At 66.0% G+C, this 21,965-nt stretch carries 18 protein-coding genes; 2 read left to right on the forward strand and 16 right to left on the reverse strand.

Features of this window, described 5'->3' with window-relative positions; translation table 11 throughout:
- The gene (locus HY699_21535; protein ID MBI4518392.1) at positions 1 to 843 is read right to left on the reverse strand and encodes a 4Fe-4S dicluster domain-containing protein; all 843 of its coding nucleotides are present in this window, start codon (positions 841 to 843) and stop codon (positions 1 to 3) included.
- Positions 844 to 1,063: 220 nt separating this feature from the next.
- On the opposite strand from HY699_21535, the gene HY699_21540 reads away from it, so the two are divergent.
- On the forward strand, positions 1,064 to 2,245 hold the full coding sequence (locus HY699_21540) for an ATP-binding protein (protein MBI4518393.1): 1,182 nt from the start codon (positions 1,064 to 1,066) through the stop codon (positions 2,243 to 2,245).
- Between the two features lie 482 nt (positions 2,246 to 2,727).
- On the opposite strand, the gene HY699_21545 is transcribed toward HY699_21540, so the two are convergent.
- The 9 genes from HY699_21545 to HY699_21585 all read right to left on the reverse strand — a co-directional run bounded on the left by HY699_21545 (position 2,728) and on the right by HY699_21585 (position 11,857).
- Positions 2,728 to 4,047: a hypothetical protein gene (locus HY699_21545; GenBank protein ID MBI4518394.1), complete on the reverse strand. Its 1,320-nt coding sequence runs from the start codon at positions 4,045 to 4,047 to the stop codon at positions 2,728 to 2,730.
- A 191-nt stretch (positions 4,048 to 4,238) separates the two neighbouring features.
- Positions 4,239 to 5,093 carry a slipin family protein gene (locus tag HY699_21550; GenBank protein ID MBI4518395.1) on the reverse strand — a complete coding sequence of 285 codons (855 nt, stop codon included), beginning with the start codon at positions 5,091 to 5,093 and terminating at the stop codon, positions 4,239 to 4,241.
- Between the two features lie 119 nt (positions 5,094 to 5,212).
- Complete coding sequence (gene nrfD, locus HY699_21555) at positions 5,213 to 6,832, reverse strand: polysulfide reductase NrfD (GenBank protein ID MBI4518396.1); 1,620 nt, start codon at positions 6,830 to 6,832, stop codon at positions 5,213 to 5,215.
- Positions 6,825 to 7,604, reverse strand: a complete 780-nt coding sequence (locus HY699_21560; GenBank protein MBI4518397.1) for a 4Fe-4S dicluster domain-containing protein — start codon at positions 7,602 to 7,604, stop codon at positions 6,825 to 6,827. Before HY699_21560 ends, nrfD begins: the two co-directional genes overlap by 8 nt.
- 9 nt (positions 7,605 to 7,613) lie before the next feature.
- Positions 7,614 to 10,037: a molybdopterin-dependent oxidoreductase gene (locus HY699_21565; GenBank protein ID MBI4518398.1), complete on the reverse strand. Its 2,424-nt coding sequence runs from the start codon at positions 10,035 to 10,037 to the stop codon at positions 7,614 to 7,616.
- A 13-nt stretch (positions 10,038 to 10,050) separates the two neighbouring features.
- The gene (locus tag HY699_21570) at positions 10,051 to 10,545 is read right to left on the reverse strand and encodes a menaquinol oxidoreductase (GenBank protein ID MBI4518399.1); all 495 of its coding nucleotides are present in this window, start codon (positions 10,543 to 10,545) and stop codon (positions 10,051 to 10,053) included.
- Positions 10,545 to 10,928: a cytochrome c gene (locus tag HY699_21575; GenBank protein MBI4518400.1), complete on the reverse strand. Its 384-nt coding sequence runs from the start codon at positions 10,926 to 10,928 to the stop codon at positions 10,545 to 10,547. Before HY699_21575 ends, HY699_21570 begins: the two co-directional genes overlap by 1 nt.
- Before the next feature lie 75 nt (positions 10,929 to 11,003).
- On the reverse strand, positions 11,004 to 11,504 hold the full coding sequence (locus HY699_21580; protein MBI4518401.1) for a cyclic nucleotide-binding domain-containing protein: 501 nt from the start codon (positions 11,502 to 11,504) through the stop codon (positions 11,004 to 11,006).
- Positions 11,505 to 11,530: 26 nt separating this feature from the next.
- Positions 11,531 to 11,857: a hypothetical protein gene (locus HY699_21585; protein MBI4518402.1), complete on the reverse strand. Its 327-nt coding sequence runs from the start codon at positions 11,855 to 11,857 to the stop codon at positions 11,531 to 11,533.
- Positions 11,858 to 12,174: 317 nt separating this feature from the next.
- Between HY699_21585 and HY699_21590 the strand changes: the two genes are divergently transcribed.
- Positions 12,175 to 14,745, forward strand: coding sequence for an OmcA/MtrC family decaheme c-type cytochrome (locus HY699_21590; GenBank protein MBI4518403.1), 2,571 nt, complete (start codon positions 12,175 to 12,177; stop codon positions 14,743 to 14,745).
- A gap of 110 nt (positions 14,746 to 14,855) precedes the next feature.
- Here the strand turns inward: HY699_21590 and HY699_21595 are convergent, their stop codons facing one another.
- The 6 genes from HY699_21595 to HY699_21620 form a co-directional block, all read right to left on the reverse strand.
- On the reverse strand, positions 14,856 to 16,217 hold the full coding sequence (locus HY699_21595) for a sigma-54-dependent Fis family transcriptional regulator (GenBank protein ID MBI4518404.1): 1,362 nt from the start codon (positions 16,215 to 16,217) through the stop codon (positions 14,856 to 14,858).
- Between the two features lie 26 nt (positions 16,218 to 16,243).
- The gene (locus tag HY699_21600; protein MBI4518405.1) at positions 16,244 to 18,127 is read right to left on the reverse strand and encodes a PAS domain-containing protein; all 1,884 of its coding nucleotides are present in this window, start codon (positions 18,125 to 18,127) and stop codon (positions 16,244 to 16,246) included.
- 118 nt (positions 18,128 to 18,245) lie between these two features.
- The gene (locus HY699_21605; protein MBI4518406.1) at positions 18,246 to 19,253 is read right to left on the reverse strand and encodes an acyltransferase; all 1,008 of its coding nucleotides are present in this window, start codon (positions 19,251 to 19,253) and stop codon (positions 18,246 to 18,248) included.
- Positions 19,254 to 19,285: 32 nt separating this feature from the next.
- On the reverse strand, positions 19,286 to 20,542 hold the full coding sequence (locus HY699_21610) for an ATP-binding protein (protein MBI4518407.1): 1,257 nt from the start codon (positions 20,540 to 20,542) through the stop codon (positions 19,286 to 19,288).
- Positions 20,543 to 21,129: 587 nt separating this feature from the next.
- Positions 21,130 to 21,375, reverse strand: a complete 246-nt coding sequence (locus HY699_21615; protein ID MBI4518408.1) for a type II toxin-antitoxin system Phd/YefM family antitoxin — start codon at positions 21,373 to 21,375, stop codon at positions 21,130 to 21,132.
- Positions 21,372 to 21,668, reverse strand: a complete 297-nt coding sequence (locus HY699_21620; GenBank protein ID MBI4518409.1) for a type II toxin-antitoxin system RelE/ParE family toxin — start codon at positions 21,666 to 21,668, stop codon at positions 21,372 to 21,374. Before HY699_21620 ends, HY699_21615 begins: the two co-directional genes overlap by 4 nt.
- Positions 21,669 to 21,965 lie beyond the last annotated feature (297 nt).

Raw genomic sequence — 21,965 nt, forward strand, 5'->3', positions numbered from 1 at the left:
TCAACCGAAGATCCACGCGCGCTTGCGCGGAGCGCCGGGCGGCTTGAGCTCTAGGCTGGCGGCTTTGAGCTGCTCGTTGAATTGCTCCAGCGCGCGGCGCTGGCGTTCCTCGAAGGCGAGCAACTCCTGCCGGCGCTTGCTCTGGAACGCTTCGAAATCCCTCCGCCAATCAGTGTGGAAATCACTCAACAGGTGATGCAAGCGGTTGTGCATGCTCGAGCTGACCACGCACGAGCCGTTGCAGAAGGGACAGCGAAAGACGACGCCGTTGCGGAAATGCTTGAACGCCACGGCGTAGGTGCCGTGGCAGTGGAAACACTCGATCGGCACCTCCCACTCCGCAATTTCCGGAATGGCCGGCCCGGTCTCGGCCGCGGCCGACTGAGGAGCCGCGGCGGGGGCCGGCTTGGCCGCCGGCGCCGCAGCCGGCGCGGGTGCTGCCGGTGCCGCTTTGGCTGCGGCCGGCTCGGCCGGCTTGGCCGCGGCTGCCGGCGCCGGGGCAGCAGCCCCCTCCTTGCGGAAGCGCGACGGCACATCGGCGCCGAAAGTCTTATCCGGATGCAGCTGGCGCGCGCGCTCGACCAGCACCGCCTCGCTCTCCGGGCGGTCGGGGTCGGGAATGCAACAGTCCACCGGGCACACCGCCGCACAGGCCTCGTGATCGAAGAAGCCGACGCACTCGGTGCATTTGTCGGGAACGATGTAGAACGTGTCGGTGGCGATGGCGTCGTGTTTCACCCCGTTGAATTCCCAATTCGCCCCGCCCTGGTAAATGGCGGTGTTAGGGCACTCAGGCTCACACGCCCCACAGTTGATGCACTCGCTGGTAATAACCGTTGCCATCTTGTCTCCGTGTCTCCCCGTTCGTCCGCCGGCGGACGATGCCGAAAGTGGCCGGAAACTACCATCCGTGCCGCCCCACGGCAACGTGCTCGAGGGGGGTGGGCGGCGGCACCACCGCGGCGTATCGCCTTTCCTGCCCTCGCCTCTGCTCGCACCGTTCCAGAGAACATCGCGGTGAGATATCTTGCATCTCAACTCCCGATAATCTAGATAAACAGCAGTGAACTCCCGTTTATCCGAGATCAAGCGGACCCTGAAGATCGACCTGGAAGACCACAACGCGGCGTTTCTGTGGGGGCCGCGCAAGGTCGGCAAGACCACTCTGCTGCGCCAGCAGTTCCCACGCGCCACCACCTTCGATCTGCTCGACTCGACCCTACGCACCGAGTTGACGCTGCGGCCGGCGACGCTGCGCGAACGGGTATTGGTGGCGCGGCCGCGGCTGGTGATTGTCGACGAGATCCAGAAGGTCCCCGCCTTGCTCGACGAGGTCCATTTGCTGCTCGAATCGACGCCGACGCGATTCATCCTGTGCGGCTCCAGCGCCCGCAAGCTGCGCCACGGCGCCGCCAACCTGCTCGGCGGACGCGCCTGGCGCTTCGAGCTGTTGCCACTGGCCACGGCGGAGATCGGCGTCCCCGAGAACGCCGAAGCTGCCAGCGAGGCGCTGCTGCGCGTGCTGAACCGCGGCCTGATTCCGCAACACTACCTCGCCGCTCGCCCCGAGCGGCTGCTGCGCGGCTACGTGCTCGACTATCTCTCGCAGGAGATCCAGGCCGAGGCGCTGGTGCGCAACGTCCCTGCCTTCGCCCGCTTCCTCGACGCCGTCACCGCGACCCACGGGCAGCTCTTGAACTACGCGACGGTCGCGCGCGACTGCGGCGTCTCGCCCAAGACCGTGCGCGAGTACTACCAGATCCTCGACGACACTTTGCTCGGTTTCCGCCTGCCGCCGTGGCGCAGGGCGCGCAAGCGCCGCTTGATCGAGACCGAGAAGTACTTCCTGTTCGACGTCGGTATCGTCCGGGCGCTGTCCGGCATGCGTCTCGTGCAGCCGGGCACAGAGGAGTTCGGCCGCGCCTTCGAGCATTTCCTGATTCAAGAGATTCGCGCTTATCTCTCGTACCGCGAATGCGACCTGCCGCTTTCGTACTGGCGTACCAGCACCGGGCTCGAGGTCGACCTGATCGTCGGGCAGCTCGATCTGGCCGTCGAATTCAAGGCGTCCGCCAAGGTCGGCGACGGCGACGCCCGCGGCCTGCGCGCCTTGGCCGGCGATCAGAAGCTGAAACGCGGCGTGATCGTTGCCCTCGGGGATCAACCGCGGCGGCTCGCTGACGGCCTCGAGATCTGGCCCTGGCAGTTGTTCTGCCAACGCCTCTGGGCCGGGGAGTGGCTGTGAAGGTGAGCTACCCAGAGGAGGCTCAGCGCACGAAGGCCGCAGAGTGCCCATGAAGTGACCGAGGCCCTCTACCCGGGAGGGCGCGTGTCGCCATTGCCGCGGCCCGGGTCCGGGGTCTTGACCTCGAATCTTCACAAGCGGACGAACCCGGGATGAGTCTACTATCTCCGGAAATCGTCGCGCCGCGCGAGGATTTCTGCCAGCCACTTTGGACTTTGGACCCTTCGGCGGCGCCTAGCGCGGTCTGAAGCCCGCAACCCAAAGCTCGACAGGGGTATTCCGTCATGCCCGCAATCCTTAGAGCCTGCCCCCGCGAAGGCGTGGGGCGGGCATCCAGGGGCGGTGGGGCTCCGGATGGATTCCCGCCTTCGCGGGATTGTCGGGGGGAAATCTGCGCGCGACGCCAGGACTTTCGGCCATAGTAGTTCAGGACAAGCTTTGGGCTGGGCCAAGCCCGCGCCAAGGGGATGGGGGCTGGAGGCCTACTTGAGCGTCTTCGTTCGTTCGCTGCGCCACCTGACGATCCACTGCTCCGCCCATTTCGCGGTCTCCTTTGCGTGACAGTCGTTGCAGGCGTTCGGCGCCCCGTAGGCAATGGTGTCACTCGGGCTGGGAATCTTGAACGTGTGGGCGCGAATATCGTAACTGGCAGTTCCTGTCTCCTCCCGGGGCATGTGGCAGTCACCGCAGTGCATCTTGGTCAATTGCATGCGGGGTTCGCTCACGCTCTTCCCGTCGCGGACCGTTTCCGTGATCACCGGCGGGTGATGCGTATGTTGGTCGACGATCTTGCCTCCGGTCCCCGGTTCTTCAGCGCTGAACTCCGTCTCCCGCGAGGTGTGGCACTTGAAGCAGATGAAACGCGCCCGGGCTTTGAGGAGAAAGCGCTCGGTGTGCGCCATCAGTCGCGTCTCCGGCGAGGCCGGGACGGGTCTGAAGGCGTGCACTTCGTGGCACTCGAAACAGTGCAGGCCGTTTTGGAAGTGCTTGCTTTGGATGAACTCGTTGTATTGCGCGTGGTGCTTGCGCGCCATCCCGTTCCCCCAGAACAGATCGGAGTTGTCGCCCTTGATGGGTTGCGCGAAGACGAAAGAGTCGGAGAGGTCGCCGCCGGGTTTGAAACCAACGGGATACGGGTACTTGCCCGATGTGTCGTTCCCCCGCGCGTGACATTGCGCGCACACGTGGTTGGCCTTCTCACCCCGCAACGCGGCGGGATTGATGATGTCGTCTCGTTTTCTTGACGCCGAGTGTTTCGCGCCCGGGCCGTGGCACGCCTCGCACGCGATCGATGCCTCAGCGAAGGTGCGCGCCTTCGGGTCATACCCCGTGGTGTGGCACGCCGCGCAGCGGTCGTTCCAGTTCAGCAACTCCGGCTTAGCAGGAGTTCGGTCCGCACCGGAGCCGAAAAGATGGTCCCACTGCTCCACGTTGAGCGGCTCCCAGGAAGCTGCGGTGAGATCGTACTGATGCGGCACGACGGCGAAGCCGTTGTCCCCCTTCTTCAGGAAGAGCAGCTTGCGCATGTTCCCCAGCACGTAGGCCACGTCCTTGGTCGAGAACGGGGGCTGGGTGGCGGCTACGTCCACCACGCCGGTCTTCTTGTCTTGCTCCATCGTGCGCATCATTCGGGAATGCACGGTCTGGGACCAACTGTTGGCCTCGGGGACGTGGCACTTCTTGCACGTGGTCGAGCCCACGTAACCCGCCTTCTGCGCCGCTGCTGCTGCCGAGCCGCCGGAGAGCGCAACAAAAGTCGCAATGAAAAGGACGAACGAGGTTCGGCAGGCCACCGTGTTCATCGCACTCGACCTCCCCCTGACCCCCTCCTTGGCAAGGAGGGGGAAACGCATGCGAGCCGGATCTTGATTCCCCCTCCTTACCAAGGCGGGGGCGAGGGGGAGGTTGCATTCGAGCGCGTTTAGATTCATCCCGTTCTTCCCGGACGCAAAGACCTGTGCGGATATGTCGCGGCAATTGCGAACATGTGCGTTCAGGAAGATGGCGCGCCGTTGCCCGGCGGGCGCAACGCCGCAAGCCCCGCGGCACCTCCCACCGATAGGGAATCCACCATCGAGGAGGGGACGATCATCAGCGAGCTCTTCTCCTTCATGCCCTCGTAGAGAATGTTCATCGCCCGCAGTTGGAACGCCGTCGGGTTGTCTTGATACCGCAGCGCGGCCTCCTCGAACTTGGCGGAGACCTCCACCTCCGCGTCGCCCAGAATCACCCGCGCCTGCTTCTCTCTCACAGCCTGGGCTTGCCGTGACATGGCGTCTTCGAGACCCGGCGGGATGGTCACGTCGCGGATTTCCACGGACCTGACCACGATGCCCCAGTCGTGAGTTCGCGCATCGATGAGGCGCTTGAGGTCGTCGTCGATCGCTTCGCGGCCGGTGAGCATGTCAGCCAGATGGGTCTTGCCGATGATATCCCGGAGCGCGGTTTGAGCCGCCCATGACACCGCTTTGCGGTAGTCCTCCACGGCAAGGACCGCTTGCTCGGCGCTCTGGATGTGCCAGAAGAGCACGGCGTCGACGTCCACCGGGACGGTGTCGGCGGTCAAGGTTTTCTCGGCTGCAAACGTCGTGGTCCGTACCCGCAAATCCGCCCACAGCGCCACTCGGTCGATGAACGGAACGATCCAAAACAGCCCGGGCCCATGAATGCCGCGGAAGCGTCCAAGCCTCAGGACGACGGCGCGCTCCCATTGATTGGCGACGCGAGGCATGAGCCCCACCAAAACGGCGAGCCCGAGGCCGACCGCAGCCACGCCCAGGGCAACCGGCGGCTGATCGCGGAAGAGAAGCACCGCAAGGACTGTGGCCGCTGCCAGGATCGAGAACATCACAGCGCTGATCGGGTTCACCCCGATCTTCCTGCGCGCCTCCCCCTCCTCTGCCCACTCGACGTAAACCTCACTCGGTGGTGTTTCGTTTGCCATCGTCGTTCCTCCTTCGTTTATTGTCAGGCGGCTCGTTCCTGCCACGTCACGCCGGCGGCCACACGCTTCGGCACGACGTTTCGTGGCGGCCGCAGCAGGCCGAGTGTTCCAGGGGTTGCGCGCCGCAGGCGTCGCGCTGCCGACGCGAAGCCCGGGATCATGCAGACCTGCAGCGGAATCGTCCACAGACAAATGATCCCCGCAATCCAGATCGCCGGTGACGGGGCAAAGTGATCATGCCGGGTCGAGATCCCGTACGCGATGAGGCCCACGCCGGCGAGCACGGTCGCGTATGCGGTGACCCGCTTGAGCACGCCGAGGGTCTTCCGGCGCTGCATCGGGATGCGCGGCGGCCGAACCGGATGCTCCGGCATGAATGCCTCCGGGATCTCCAGGATCGGCACGATCTTCACCAGCGCGACGTAGAAGAAGAGCGTGAAGAAATAGCTGCCGGCGACCAGGCTCCAATCGAAGAGCGTGGGCCAATACTCGACCAGCCGATACGGCAGATGGGGGTGGAAGAACGAGGGAACCGTTATCAGATACCGCCAGCACCACATCGCGAAGAAAATCGGCGCGGCGCCGATGACCACGACCCGCGTGCTGCAGATCTTCGGATTGGCGCCCTGAATGAACAAGATCCAGAAGGGAATCATCATCCCGCCGACCGTCGCCCCCCAGGCGATCGGGGCAAAGCGCCCGAACAGCAAGTCGTTGAACACCTCCCGCTCTGCCTCCGGCGCCGCGTACACCCCGGTGAGCACCTCGGAGAAGAGGAAGTAGAGGTACAGCAGGGTGATGAACCCGAGGAAGATCCCGAGGCCCTTGAACATGCGATCGGGGAAGATCTCGTGCCACCGGTACACACGGGTGATGGTGGCGGCGACCACGATGACGCCCGAAAAGCCGGTCACCACGGCGCCCAACACGAAGTACGGCGCCTGGAACGGATTGAACCACGCCGGCCGGCCGGCGTTGAGCCCGAAAACCCAACCGTACACCGAGTGGACCGACACCATGATCGGCAGGATGATGACCGCGCACCACCAGACTACCCGCTCGTGATTCTCGCGCTCCTCGTGCGTGTCGGTGTACCCCAGCGCCAACAAACGGTAGAGCCAGCGCCGCCGCGGCAGGACGCGTGAGCACAGATAGATGTCCCGGCGCATGGCCAGATACAGGTAGACGAGGCTGCCCACCAGGTAGTTGGTGATGACCGTGCACGACCACACGAACGGACCGGTGAAGTTGCCGTGCATGGCCACGTTGTAGATGAAGCGGTCGGGCCGCCCGACGTCGGCGGCGATGTTGGTGACGGCAGCGGTCAGCGACACCAGTGTCACCAGCTCCGCGACGCGCGCGAGTTGCTGGTAGCGCTTGAGCTTGAGGATGCGCACGGTGGCGGAGATGGCGATGCCGACGTGGCTGACGCCGATGAGCTGCACGATGTTGGCGACGATCGTGCCCCACATCGCCCCTTGGGTTCCCTGACCGGTGACCTGGTGGCCGTGGAAGAACTGGTAGATGAATGCGCCGTAGAAAAACCAGACGGCTCCTGCCAGACCGAGAATCAGCAGGGCGTACGTCTTCCAGGTCGTGCGGAGCTGGGGCCGCAGGTAGATGAAGGCGTCGCGGTCAGCCATGAGACTCTCCGGGGTTCACCGCGTGGGAGGAAGCGCTCTGCCATCCCCCTTCTTGCAGGTAGATCACCTTCGGGTGGGTGCCGAGTTCGGGTAGCAGCCGGAAGGCGCGCGGGTTGCGTGCGAGCTTCGCCACGGCGTGCTCGGGGTTGTCGAGATCGCCGAACGTCCGCGCCTTGGCCGGACACGCCTCGACGCACGCCGGAACGTAGTCGCCCTCGCGCAGTTCACGCTTCTCGGCGCGCGCCTGCTCGCGGGCCTGCTGTAGCCGGTGGACACAGAACGTGCACTTCTCGATGACGCCCAAGGTGCGAATGGACACGTCCGGATTCACTGCCTGTTTGAGGCTGCCGGGGTAGTTGACTTCCTGCCAGTTGAAGTAGCGGCGCGAGTACGGGCACGCCGCCTGGCAGAGCCGGCAGCCGATGCACCGGCTCGGCACCTGCATGACGATCCCCTCGACGTTGCGCGTGGTCGCGCGCACCGGGCAGACCATCGTGCACGGTGGCCGGTCGCAGTGCATGCACGGGAGCGGCAGAAACCGTACGCGCTTGCGCGTGACGGGCTGTCCGTCGTGCCCATTCTCACCGGAGCCCTGGTGCTGCTCGCGCTCCCCCATCTGGACGGCAATGACCTTGTTCCAGAAAATCGCACGGCCCTTCCATGCGTTCTTGTCGCCGCAGAACGGGACGTTGTTCTCCATCCGACAGGCGATCGTACAGGCTTGGCAGCCCGTGCAGCGGTCCAGATCAATGACCATCCCCCACCGAGGCATCGCTCGCTCCTAGGCCTTGCTGATGGCCACGCGCGCATCGTACCAAGCGGCGCCGCCGGCGAGGCTGACCTGCGCGGTTCGGACGAGCGGGTTGACATTCTCGCCGCGCCCGGCGGCCCAGCGGCCGTACGCGGTGTGCCCGTACTCGAAGGGGACATTGACCGTGCCCCGGTGCGTCCCGTCGTGGAGCACGGCCTTGACGCGCACCTGGCCGGACGGAGCGCGCAGCCACACCTCGTCATCGTCATGCACGCCGAGCGCGTGTGCGTCATCGGGGTGGATCTCGACCCACGGTTCCCAACTGCGGTCGAACTGAACGCCGAAGGCTTCCTGCAGATGAGGCTGATTAGCTCCCCGCCCTTCCGCGTGGGTCATGGTCTTGTACGAAGCAACTATGAACGGGAACTCGGACTCGCTTTGGGCCGAACGGATCGGCTCGTAGTGCGGCAGGCACGCCTCGTCCCATCGGCCTGACGCCGCCAGCCCAACCAGGACCGCGGCCTCAGGGTCCTGTTCGCGCCCGGCGGCGGCGAGCGCGCGCAGCCGCTCGTCGAGGCGGGTGGAGTAGAACTCGTACTTGCCGGACGGCGTCGCCAGCACCCGATGCCATTCGCCGAAGGAGTAGGGTTGATCCCACCAGCCACCGTTGGTCAGGAGCTGTTTCCAAAACTCCTCGAAGTCATCGGTGCGGATCGACCCTCGTTTGCTCTCTTGCGCCCCGCGGACCAACTGCTTGATCATCTCCAGCTCGCTCCCGGGGAACGAGCGTCCGACCGTCCCGCCGATGGCCCGCGCGATCTCGATCAGCGCCTCGCCGGTGCTGCGCGTGTCGTGCAGCGGCGCGACAACCGGCTGCCGGATGCTGAACAGCGGGAAGCCGACGCTGGGAGAGATCACGTCGAGCTGCCAGCGCTCCAGGTAGGTGTGATCCGGCAGGACGAAGTCAGCCATTGCCGTCGACTCGTCCATGAAAGGCGAGAAGCTCACCAGCAGCGGGACCCTTTCGAGGGCGGCGCGCAGGCGATCGGGTGCCGGCGCTGAGAACAGGGGGTTGGTGTAGTAGAAGAAGACGGCCTTGAGGCGGTACGGCTGGCCCCATTCCAGTCGCTCGGCGAGCGTGGACAACTGACTGTCGGCGAAGGGGGGGGCATCGCCGCCGTCGAGATCAAATCGCGGGCGAGCGCGTCCGAGGCGCGCCACGCCGTCCAGCTCGGGATCGGGCCAGCTCGCGAACGGAGGTTGCCGCTGGACGAGGACACCGCCCGCAACGTCGATGCTGCCGACGAGCGCGTTGAGTGCATGGATCGCCAGCACGTTGTACACCCCGTTGGTGTGGGCGGCCGCGCCGCGACCGACGATTGCAACGCCGGGCTGGTGCGCAGCGAACTCGTGCGCCAGGCGCTCGATGGTTTCCGCCGCGATGCCGGTAGTCTCGGCCACGCTCGCCGGGGAGTAGTTCGACAACACGAGGTCCTCGAAGCCCATGTGCGAGCGGCCGGCCGAATCCGTCCAGCTATCGAAACCGAGGGTGTGGTTGCGGATGAACTTCTTGTGGACGAGTCCGTCGCGGATGAGGACGTGCGCCAGGCCGAGCGCGAGCGCGCCGTCGGTGCCGGGCCGGACCTGTACCCACTCATCGGCGCGGGCCGCTGACACACCGTAGCGCGGGTCGATCTGGACGATCTTGGTCCGCTGGCCGGGAACTCCCTGTCGCATGTGGCCGTGGATGCGCAGCATCATGGCCGTCGGCCGGAACGACTCGATGAAGCCGGCCCCGAAGACCAATACATATTTCGTGCGCTCCCAATCGTAGGCCAGCCGGTCGCGGATGCCCTGCGCCAGGAAGGCGGCGACCTTGTCACCGGTGGTGCAGAGCGACTCGTGATCGATGTCGTTGGGCGAGCCATAGGCCGTCAGGAACCGGCGGACGAGGTCGCGCATGTGGCCGCGGTACCGCCCACCCAACACCGCGAGCGTGTGCGACTCGCCGTTCGCCCTGAGCGCGGCGAGTTGCCGAGCGACGTGGGCGATGGCCTCGTCCCACGAGATCCGCTTCCAGTTCCCCGCACCGCGCGCACCGACGCGCTGCAGCGGGCCCTCGATGCGATCCGGGTCGTACAGCACCTGGAGCCCGTTCAGGCCCTTCGGGCACAGCCCGCCCTGGTTCGTCGGGTAGTCGGGGTTCCCCTTGATGCGAACCGCTCTGCCCTCGACCACCCGGACGATGATGCCGCAGCCGCCCTCGCACTGCATGCAGGTGCTCTTGATCAGGCGCTCCTCACCTTGCGCCCAGCCCTCGGTGCCAGGAACGGGCGGCTTGTCCACCGAGTACTCTTCGGGGTAGCCACGCTCCAGGACCTTGCATCCGCTGGCGACCTGGCCCGCGACGCTCACGCCGGCGATCTGGAGGAATCCGCGACGGCTGACCTTCATTGCATCTGCTCGCCTACCGGTGGCACCAGGCGCAGTCGTTCTCCACGCCCTGCTGCTCATGGCAGTCCACGCAGTTATCCATCGTCAACGTCCGCGCGACCGGCTCGGTGGGGGGCCGCTCACTATCGCCGATGTTGCCGTGGCAGGTCGTACAGGGGAGGCCCGCAATCGCCGCGTGCCGGCGATGGGAGTAATAGACGTGGTGCGGCAAGGTATAGAGCCGCACCCACGGGATTTCGGTGCCCGCTTCGGCGTGCCGCCGTATCGTTTCGATGTAGGGTTTTGCCGCCGGGTTCTCGGCGATGTCGCCCACATGGCAGGCCATGCACAGCTCCACCCGAGGGATTCCGGCAAAGGGCTTTTCGAAGACGTACTGGTGGCAGCCGTCACAGGTGAGCCCGTTTGCCGTGTGGATGCGGTGGTTAAACGGGATCGGCTGGGTGACCTGCGCCTCGGAGGCGCGGCCACCCAACACCAACGCGGCGACCACCAGTGAGAGACCGCGCATCACTTGGGGGGGAGTCCTTTGGCGTATTCGACGATGCCCTTGATCTGATCGTCGGTCAGCTTGCTGCCGTACCCCGGCATCGTGGGGGATTTTCCGACCGCCTTGCCGCCCTCCTTGATGATTTTGGCGATATCCGCATCGGCCATCCCCTTGAAGACCACAGCGAAATCCGCTGGCGCTGGCTTCAATATCTTACTGGCCGGTCCGTCACCCTTGCCGCTCGGCCCGTGGCAGGAGTTGCAGTTCTTCTCGTAGAGCTGCTTGGCATCTTGGGCGTGGGCAGTGGGCGCTGCTGAACTCACAAGCCACAAGCCCGCCGCCGCGACGGCTGCGCTTCTGATGAATCCGCTCGTCCTCGTCATTGCTCTTGTCCTCCTCTGCATCCCGTTGGACTCGTCAACGTGTTACCTTCCGTCCCATCGGCGCTCTCGCCGTGCCTTCGCGGTGTGCAATCCGCACTACCCGCCGGGTTCTCGCGCCGCAGCCAGCGAGTCGCTGACGACCCGCTGCAGCTCCCGCGCCCAAAGCGCTTGCATTTGGAGCAACCGCCGCCCGACCACTTCGCCGATGTGCCGCATGACGACGCACCCGATGCGGGGCTCCTCTTCAAAGACCCGCAGCAGATCATGGCGCACAAACGCCGCCAGCTCCGAGGTCTCCGCCGCTCGCGCGGAGAGCGTAAAGCGGTGCGGCTTGACGAGAGCGGACCAGCCGAGGGCGCTCCCTGCTGTTTTCGACTCGACCGGCACGTCGCGCACCACGCCGCCAAATGACAAGGGGAAGGTGAGTTCGATGCGCCCGCTCAGCACCACATAGAGCCGATCGGCGTGGTCGCCGAGCAGGAACAGGCACTCGCCCTTGTGACATTGCTGGGGTCGGGCAACCGCAAGCAGCCGGGCCGCCTCGGTGTCGTGCAGCTCCCCGAAGATCGCCGCCTTGCACAGAGCCTCGATATCCACGAACGACCTCTCGCCGGGCGCCGCAGCTAGTGCGTCGTGAGTCTGCGGCCCGATTCGCGATAGAGGCTCTCCATTGACGGCTGCAACACGAACTCGTCAGCGAGGACTTGCTCCGCGTTGACGTATTGTTGCAGTTGCCAGAGGAGCGCCTCATCCACCCGCCCGGCCGCGGGGGCTGCCGGTTGGGTGACCACGAAGAACCGCCTAATGCGTGCGGCGTCGGCGCGGACCTTTTGCGCCTCCCGCGCTCTTTCCGTGATTTCGTCCTCAATGCTGCGCGCGCCCAGGAAAACGGCGAGCAGTATCCCGCCAAACGCGAACGTGAACAGCACGCCGATCAGAATGCCCAGCATCGCAGTCACCTCCGTAAGCGAGACAGTGCAGACTCGGTGCCATTCCCGAGTGCGGCGGGGTCAAACGGTACGCGAGCCGTGGCCAGGACCAGTGCGACCGGACAACCTGACAAATTGAGTGGGCTCACCTGACAGAAAGTCAGGCAGCGCCGCGAAGATCGTGAGGAGATCTCGCGACAAAGGGAGTAATCATCACGCCAAGAGTCGGCGAGCTGTCGGTGGGGCGCCCCGTGGTGCGTGGCAAGACGATTGCTGGTTCGGACAGCAGGGCCGAAGGCTGTGCACCTGCGAAGCGATCGGAGGAAAGGGGATCTGCGATGAAAAGGTACTGCTCGACGAGCGGCAGATTGTTTGTGGCAGCTGGTGTGGTGCTATTCGTACTCACTCTCGCTGGCTGCAGTGGCGACGACGGAAACCCGGGAGCAACCGGGCCGACTGGTAACCAAGGTCCGCAGGGGCCGAGCGGTCCCCAAGGCGATACGGGCGCCACCGGGCCACAAGGTCCGACGGGACCAGCCGGGCCGAGCGGTCCGCAAGGAGACACTGGCGCCACCGGCCCGCAAGGCGACACGGGCGCCACCGGGCCAACGGGCCCGACGGGGCCGAGCGGCCCGCAAGGGGACACTGGCGCCACCGGCCCGCAGGGCGACACGGGCGCTACCGGGCCAGCAGGCCCTACGGGTCCGACAGGGCCGCAAGGGGATACTGGGGCCACCGGCCCTCAGGGCGACACGGGCGACACGGGGCCGACAGGACCGAGCGGGCCGACAGGACCGGGAGGAGAGGATCTGACCCGTACCATCAACGAAGCCTGTACGGTCTGCCACGGCGAGGGCCGCTTGGTGGACGTAGCGACCATGCATCCTGGGCTTGCGGCGGCCGGGACCGTCACGGCCACTATCGCTAGCGCCGCCTTCTCCGAGACCGGGGACAGCGCGGTGGTGACCTTTACCTTCGAGGCAAGAGATGGTGGGGGCAACCCGGTAGACGTAGACCTCACGACTGCCGCAGGCAGCAATCTCGCCTACCTGAGGTTCACCATCGCCAGGCTGGTGCCGGCCCAGGCGGGATCCGGGGATGCCGACTCGTGGTTCTTCTACGGCCCCAGAAGTCACCGGACCGCAAGCCAGTTGGAAGAAATCGCCGAAGGCACCTACCGCTTCACCTTCTTGGAGAGCACCGTGCTTGAGCCCGCATCGGCTGGCTACACCCACCGGGTGGGGATCGAGATTTACCCGCCTGGACTGCCGGCGGCGAACCCCACGTTCGACTTTCTGCCGAACGGGAACCCAATCACCGTCACGCGCGATATCGTAACGACCGCTGCCTGCAACGGCTGTCACGGACGGTTAGGTAGCCCCCTAGGGACGGCCAGTTTCCATGGTGGTCGTCGTGTCGAGACCAAGCTCTGCGTGCTCTGTCACAACCCCAACAATGACTTGGCAGGCCTTGGGCCGATCGATTTTACTCGCTTGATTCACGGGATCCACACCAGCCAGGACCTGCATATCATTGAGAGCGGCACGAATATCGGCGATTTCACCGAGGTGACCTATCCTCAGGACATCCGCAACTGCGCCAAATGCCACGCGGGGCCGGATGGCGACCACTGGAATACGCGGCCGACGATCGCAGCGTGCGGTTCCTGCCACGACGACGTCGACTTCACCACCGGCGCCAACCACACTGGCGGCCCACAGGCTAACAACACGCTCTGTACAGTGTGCCACCAGCCAACGGGGGGACTTGCCCCGATCGTCACCGCCCACTTGACCGAAAACTCCACGCCCAACAACCCCGACGTCCCTGCCGGCCTGGCCAACTTCGAGTACGTGATCGAGGAGGTCACGGTAGACGCGAGCAACCAAGCGGTCGTCACCTTCCACATCAACAAAGACGGCGCACCGCTGGATCTGTCCACCTACCCCCCAGCGGGCTTCAGTGGCGGGCCGAGCTTCTTGGTCGCTTACGCCCTGCCTCAGGACGGAATCAGCGCCCCGGCCGACTACAACAACCGCGGCCGCAGCGCGGGGCAGCCGGCCAGCGTCTCCCTCGCGAGCCTGGCCGCCAGCCTGACGGGCACGCCCGCCAGCTACACCGCCATCCTGACCGCTGCGCCTTTCCCGGCCGGTGCCACGATGCGGGCGGTCGCCCTCCAGAGCTACTTCACGCAGTTACTGGGCGACCCGAATAGTACCGCGGACGATGTCGGCCGCCACACTTACTCTGTCGTCAAGGCCGTAACCGGCGACACTGTACGGCGCGAAGTAGTCGACATCCCCAAGTGCCTGGGCTGCCACGAGATCCTCGAATTACACGGTGGCGCGCGGGTCAACAACGTCCAGGTCTGCGTGATCTGCCACAACCCGAATCTGAGCAGCAGCGGTCGTACCGTGGATCCCGCCCTGGCACCGCAGGCGACCAAGGATGCTCTCACGGCCGCCGGCTACGATGGCAACAATCCATTGACCTGGCCGGAAGCCACCATGCACTTCAAGAACCTGGTCCACGGCATCCACTCAGCCGGCGTGCGGAACTTCCCGTACGAGTTCGTCCGCAACCGGCTCAACGGTATCTACTACAACTGGAGCGAGGTGACGTTCCCGGGGATCTTGAGCAACTGCGAGACCTGCCACAAGCCGGGTACCTACGATGCTGATCTGCCCGTAGGCGTGCTGGTCAGCACTGATATCACCACGGACGGCGTCAACGCCACACGCGCGGCCGTCATTGCGGCCCGCGACAACGTGCCGAACAACACCGACCTGATCAACAGCCCGATCGCCGGGACCTGCTACATGTGCCACGATAGCAACCCCGCCGCGTTCCACTTCGGGCATAATGGCGGCGTCATCGACGTGGAGCGCGCCGGCGCGCTCGGGGAGTAGCAAGAGAAGCGCGAGCAGCAAAGCGCGGCGTGGGGGCACGCCGTCTCCAAGAAGATAAGATGCGCGATCTTCTGGAGACCAGCTGCCCTCAGCCGGCTCCTTTCAGAAAGTCAGGAGGCCGTGCCGCCGCCGGCTCCGCCGGCCGGCCCGGCTGGTCGCGCGTATCTTCGCAGCAGGCGGTACAAGGTCCGCTCGCTGATGTGTAGAATCCGTGAGGCCTGGGCGCGGTTCCCTCCCACGCGCTCCATCACCGACAGCACGTGGCGCCGCTGCACGTCGCGTAGCGAAAGCGTCTCGCCGGCGCGAGGGGTGCTGTCGGTGCCGCCGAGCGTGATGGCTGCCGGCAGGTCTTCCGGCTCGATCACGTCCCGGTCGGTGAGCACCATGGATTGCTGCACGGCGTGGATGAGTTCCCGCACATTGCCCGGCCAGCGGTAGCGGCGCAGGGCTTCGATTGTGGCCGGGGCGAAGCGCTGCGACCGGGAGAAGCGCAGGTTGAACTCGTGGGTGAAGTGCTCGACCAGCGCGCCGATGTCGTCCCGGCGCTCGCGCAGCGGGGGGACCTCGACAGTGAGGAGCGCCAAGCGGAAGTACAGGTCCTCGCGGAAGTGCCCGCGCGCGATTGCGCCATTGAGGTCGCGGTTGGTGGCGGAGATCACCCGGACGTCTACCACGATCTCCTTCGTACCGCCGAGACGCCGGAAGCGGCCCGTCTCGAGGACCCGCAGGAGCTTTGCCTGCACTTCCGGGCTCATTTCCCCGACCTCGTCGAGAAAAATCGTCCCGGTGTTTCCCACCTCAAAGAGGCCGTGCTTCAAGCGATCGGAGCTCGTGAACGCGCCCTTCTCGTGTCCGAAGAGCTCGGACTGAAGCAGTTGCTCGTGGAGGGCGGCGCAATCGACGACGACGAACGGGCGTTCCCGCCGCCGGCTCAGCGCGTGCAGTGACCGCGCCACCATCTCCTTGCCGACGCCGGTCTCGCCGAGGATCAGGGTCGTCGAGTCAGTAGGCGCGACGCGGGCGATGGTCTGGCGCACCTTCTCCAGCGCCGGGCTCTTCCCGATGAATTCGAGGCCGACGTCAACGGCCGAGTAGCCATCCTCCAGCACCCGCTGGCGCTCGACCAAGCGGAGGTGCTCGTAGGCCTTCTGAATGGCCATGTCCATGCGGTCGAGCGGGCAGGGCTTCTCGAGGTAATCGTACGCCCCCAGGCGCACGGCTTGGATGGCCGTGTCGATCGTCCCGTGGCCGGTGAGCATCAGGACCCCGGCGGGCACGTCGTTGGTGCGAAGCCGCTTGAGGACTTCGATCCCGTCCATGTCGGGCAGCCGCAGGTCGAGCACGATCACGTCGGCTTCGCCCGCCTGTGCGAGCGCGGCCGCGCCGGAGGCCACGGAGCTGACCGCATAGCCCCGCCGCGCCAGTTCGCTCGACATGATGCCGCGGAACTCGTCATCGTCGTCGACGAGCAAGACGCGGGCGGCCTTGCGATTGCCGCTCATGCCGCCTCGTCGCGCGCGCGTGCGAACACGACCTCGAAGCAGGAGCCCACGCCGACTTCGCTCTCGGCGAGGCGCACATCGCCCCCGAAGCGGCGCATGATGCCGCGCGAGTGGAACAGCCCGACGCCGGTTCCCTGCAACCGGCTGGTGCGGAAGGGCTCGAACAGGTGGCGCCGCGCCTCCGGCGGGATGCCGCGGCCTTGATCACGAATGCGCAGCCGCACATCTGCGCCGGCGTGGCAGCTCACCGTCACCGTCCCGCCGCCGTTCTCGAACGATTGGATGGCGTTCACCAGCAGATTCAGCACGACGTGCTGGACGGCCTCCGTATTCGCCGTCACGAGTGGGAGGCGCTCGCCGTCGTCGTCGATGCGGATGGTGACCGCCGCCTCGCGGGCGGTCGGGGTGACGATCGCCACAATGGACGTGACCACCACCATGAGATCCACCGGCTCGGTCGAGGGTGGGATCCCGCGGGAGAATCGCCGGAACTGCTCCGTGATCTTGCGGCATCGCAGCACCTGCCCGCGGATGGTCTCCGCGATGTCCCGGATCTCCTGCCAGCTTGCCGGCGGTCCTCCCGGGCGCCCGGCGCCGTCGATGCGGCCCAAGATGGCTTCGGCGCACGTGAGCGTCGTCGCCAACGGCGTGTTCACCTCGTGCGAGAAACCGGAGGCCAAGGCCCCGAGCGACTCGAGCCGCTCCAGCTCTGCCAGGCGGGTCTCTTCCAGGACGCGGTCGGTGATATCGCGCCAGATCTCGACGACCTGCGACACGTTGCCGTCCTGGTCAAACACCGGCGAGGCGTGCACCTCCTCGACGCGGCCGGGCTCGCCGTTCCGCGAGGGAAGCTGGAACGTCGCACGGTGAACCTCCCCGGTCGCAAGGCATCGCACGCTCGGGCAGCCGGCGTCATTCACCTCACAGTAACGCGTCGTGTTGAGGGCCTCCTGGCAGCGATGGCCGTGCAGCGCCTCCGGGTGGGAGCCGAATCGCCTGCAGAAGGCGTGGTTCGCGGCCACGATGCGGAAGTCCTGATCCAGCACGACGAGTCCGTCGTCGACGCTGTTCATGACGTTCGCCAGCTGCGCTTCGCGCTCTTGCACCTCGGTGACGAGTCCCAAGACCGAGTTCGCCATGTCGTTGAAATCCATCGCCAGCGAAGTGATCGTGTCATCGCCGCGCACTTCCACCCGGCGCGTCAGGTCGCCGGCCGCGATTGAGCGGGCGGTCTCCCCGAGCGTGGCCAACCGGCCTAGGATGAGGCGGCGCATGATCAGGCCGACGCTGGCGAGCAGGAGCAGCCCGAGCAACGTCGTCGCGGCGATCATCCACGTCCGGTCACGGCCGAGTTGTGCCTGCAAACCGGCCAGCGACACATCCAAGATGAGGATGCCGTTGAGGTGTTTCTCCGGCGGGTGGCAGGCATAGCACTCCGGCCGGTTCTCGATTGGCTGCACGCTGCGCAGCACCTCGCCGCCGGGCAAGTCGAGCACCGCCCAGCGGTTGCGCTCAATCGGGGCCTTCTGGTGACAGACCATGCACGCGGCCGAGTCGCGCGCCACCTGCTGCCCGACCTGGCCCGGATGGCTCGCCTGTCGCACCACGCCGTCATGGTCCAGAATCATGACGCCCTGCACTTCCGGCTGGGAGCCCACCTCGTGGAGAATGGTGGCGATCAGCTCGCTCTTGGCGTGTTTATCGAGCATCTGATGGCGCAGAGCCGCTTCGAGGATGCGGTTCTGCAGCTCGGCTGCATGGCGCTGCCCCTCCACCATGCTGTTGAAATGATGCTCGGAGAGCACGTAGAGGCCGACGGCCAGCATGCCCGTAACGAGCGCCGCAATGGCTAGTGCAAGCCGAAGAGTGAGGCGATTCATCGCCAGCGCGTCCCGTTGACAACCGCGTCGGATACTAGGCCCCTTCGACGGCCGAAGTCCATAGCCGGACAGGGGAGGGGCTGCCCCGGGAACGCCATGTAGCATTCTGTGATCAAGGCTAGCCAATTAGGGTCCGGGCCGATCGCTCGCCCAGCGCGGCGCGCACGGTCATGGCCAGCACCAGCGGGCCAAGCAGCCCCGCGGCTAACTTCAGTAGGTTTGCCGCTCCGGCCGGAACCGCCGGCGGCAAACCGGCCCGCGCGGCGTCAATGAAGAACAGGTGGTAGAGGTAGATCGGATAGGTGAGGCGGCTCAGCGTAACCACCCCAGGCGGCACGCTCTTGGTCGAAGCGAAGAGCAGCATCACGGCCGCGATCGAGCCGTAGCAGATGGCGTATCTGACACTGGCCGCCAGCGCGCTGCCGGCAGAGTTTCGCGCCAGCAGCGTGGCCTCCACTGCCGCTAGCGCGACTGCTCCGCTCAGTATACCGGCGCCCATCGGGATTGCGCGCCGGCCGATCAGGCCGCGCCAGCGTTCGCCGTGGCGGGCCACCATCCACCCCGATAGGAAGTAACCCCACCAGTGCAGTGGGCTACGAAACTGCCAGTAACCCAGCTGATCGGAGCGCGTCATCAACGCCACGAAGGCGTCGCGCCCGGCCAGGGACAACCAGCCGCCGGCGAGGAACACGAACCACGCCAACAAAGCCAGCCGCCCCACGCGCGGCATGATCCACCCGAGCACGATCGCGCCGCACAGCATCGGCACGAAGTAGTAGATGCCGAAGGCCGAGCCGGTACACACTGCCCACCACACCTCGCGCCAGGTGAGGGCGTGCGGCAAGACCGCGGCGCGCAGCGCTAGTGCCAGAGCGCTGGCCAGCAGATAAGGCGGCAGCAGCCGCCACAGCCGGAGGCGAAGCTCGGCCCAGGCCGCTGGCCGGGCACTGTACTGAAGGAAGCCGGAGGCGAAAAAGAAGGCGGGAACTGCGGCGACCGTGAGGCTGGCGAGGAAGCGCACGCCGAGCGGGTGCGTCACCCCGTAGATGGTGAAGGCATGAATCCAGACGACGGCCACGATTGCGGCCGCCTTGAGCGCGTCGATCCAGGGAATGCGGGTCGTCATCCCCTCACACCCCACTGCTCACGCTTGGCGCCTCACAACACGGTCGCCAGCGGCGCTGCCACCAGGTTTTCCGCCAACGACACCACCTCATCGCCGGCATACAGCAGTAGACCGCGGCTGTCCGCCCCCATCGCCTGCTGCATGTCGGTGAGCCCCGCGAGGTCGGCGCGACTCAAGCTGCGGGCGGCCTTGACCTCGATGCCGAGCCGGCGCCGGCCCCGCTCCAGTACGAAGTCCACCTCTTTTCCCTGATGCGTGCGATAGAAACTGCTCTGCACGCCGGACGTCAGGCTGAGCGCCTTGCGCAGCTCCGCCCACACCCATGTTTCAAGCAAGGCGCCGAACGCCGGGTGGCCCGCCAGCGCCTCCGGATGCGTCACCCCCGCCAGATGACACGCCAACCCGGAATCGCCGATGAACACCTTCGCGGTCTTCACCAGGCGCTTGCGCGCGCTCGCCTGCCACGGCGTCAGCCGACTGACCTGGTAGGTCAGCTCCAACAGCTCGAGGTAGCGGCCGGCCGTGCGCTGATCGAGGCCGGCGTCGGCGGCGAGATTCTTCACGTTCAGCAACTGGCCCGTGCGCAAGCCGGTAAGGCGCAGGGTGCGGCTGAACCCGCCAAGCTCAGCAAGCCGCGCCAGGTCGCGAATGTCGCGCTCGACGTACGTGGTCATGTATGCCGCAAACCAGCGCTGCGCGAACTCCGGCCGCCGCTTCAACACCACCTCCGGGAACCCGCCAAAGAAGATCCGCTCGTGTAATCGCGCCCGGTCATGCGAACGCGCAGGCGCCCCTCGGCGCTGCAAGCGGCGCACGGGCCGGCGCCAATCCTCGTCGCCGAGGAGGGCCTCAAGTACCGCGGCCGGACTCGGCCGTTCTTCCAGTTCGGCGAGGCTGAGGCCTTCGAGGTGGACGACATCGGTTCGCCCGGCCAAGCTCTCCGTCACCCCACGATGCGCGAGCACATTGGCCGAGCCCGTCAACAGAAAGCGTCCGGCCCGCCGCCGCCGATCGATGCTGCGCTTGAGCGCGCGCAGCAAATCCGGCACCCGTTGCACCTCGTCGAGAGCAACCCCATCGTCGAGTTCGGCCACGAAGCCGTCCGGATCGGCGCGCGCCGCCTCCCAGACCGCCAGGTCGTCGAGCGTGACATAGCGCCGCAGCACGCCATCGGCGACCAGCCGCAAGGCCAGCGTCGATTTCCCCACCTGGCGCGGCCCCAGCAACAGCACGGCCGGTAAGTCCCGCAGCGACCGCGCCACCACCGCTGCAATATCACGCCTGACCATGCTGGAAATTGTTACATCACAATGCAGGAATGTTCAACGCCGCGGCGAGCGGCGCGGGGTGGGCGTGATCGCGGCCGCACCCAGTTTGGCCGAACTTGCCGCGGTCAGTTTCGGTGAACCCACCACGGTCTCATAGCCCGGTCCCTTACACACCCGCTCGAGCTGGCCACCTCCGATCAGATCGAAAATGAGCACAGCGATGACGACGACACCTCCCGCCGACGACGAGGGGCGCGCCGCGCTGCGCCGCCTGGGCCTCTTTGGGTTGCTCGCCCGCTGGGGGGATGTGGCCACCGCGACTGGCTGCCCAGCGTCATCGCCTGCGAGCGGAGTGAACGCCAGTGTCGCTCCCTGCAACGCCGCTTGCACTTTGCCCATCTGGGCAGCTTCAAGCCGCTGTGCCACGCCGACTGGCTCCGGCCCAAAAAGATCGTCCTCGCACACCAGCACCGCCGCCCGGGGTATTGGCGCGAGCGAGCCGACGCCGCTAACCCGGCGATAGAGCCGCTCGGCTTGAGCTTCGCTGCTCGTCGCGGACGTGCCTGAGCCGGCGGCTCATCGCCAGGGCGGCCGGCTGGCAAAATGGGTCAGACTCCGCGGGACTTGCGGTACTCGGCTAAAGACATGGGGCCCTGCTGCCGCTTGGCCCTGGCCAGCATTCTGCGGAAGCGTGGGCTCTTCTCGAGCAGGTAATCCTCGATGTCACGGTCAGCGATGTGCTCGATCACAGCGGCGACCTTGCCATTCTTCGTCACGAAGACCGGCTCCTCCTCAACAGCCGCCAGATACTTGGCAAAATTGTTCCGCACTTCTCCCATAGGCGCAATCTTCATCGTTCCAACTCCTCGCAGTATTCCCGCGTTTCATCCTTATGCATGATCCGAAGCACGTCCACCCGCCGCTCTTGCTCGCGAACCGAGTAGAAGACCCGGTAGTCGGCCACCCGAAGGCGGTAGTCGGGTTCACTGACCCCTCGGAGTCGCTTGATACGGCTTCTGCTCTCCTTTGTCGGCTCGTGGGTCAGGTGCTTCTCCATCGCGTCAGCGATCTGCGTTGCGTCGTACTTCCGCAGCCCGTCCAAGTCCTCGATCGCCCCATGCTTGAGGACAATCTCATAAGGACGCATCGCAAAATCCTGCCATGATTATGCTACGTGGTCAAAGGGAAGGGCGACGCTCGGCGGTCGATGTCGTCTGGACGCGAGCCGCCAAGGCCCTTGGCATCGAGGTGAAAGCCGGCCGTGGTGGTTGCGGGCGGGAGTCGGTGTCGTGGCTGGCGCGCCGGCAGGTGGTGCCCCGGGATCGGCGGGTGCGCGACAAATTTGTGGGTAACGTGGTTCGGTGTTATGGCCGTCATTCCCGCGAAAGGCCGTCATTCCCGCGAAAGCGGGAATCCAGTTTGGCGTTTGGCGCTATGGACAAGC

It is taken from the genome of Deltaproteobacteria bacterium (assembly GCA_016210005.1).
Taxonomy (GTDB): domain Bacteria; phylum Desulfobacterota; class Binatia; order HRBIN30; family JACQVA1; genus JACQVA1.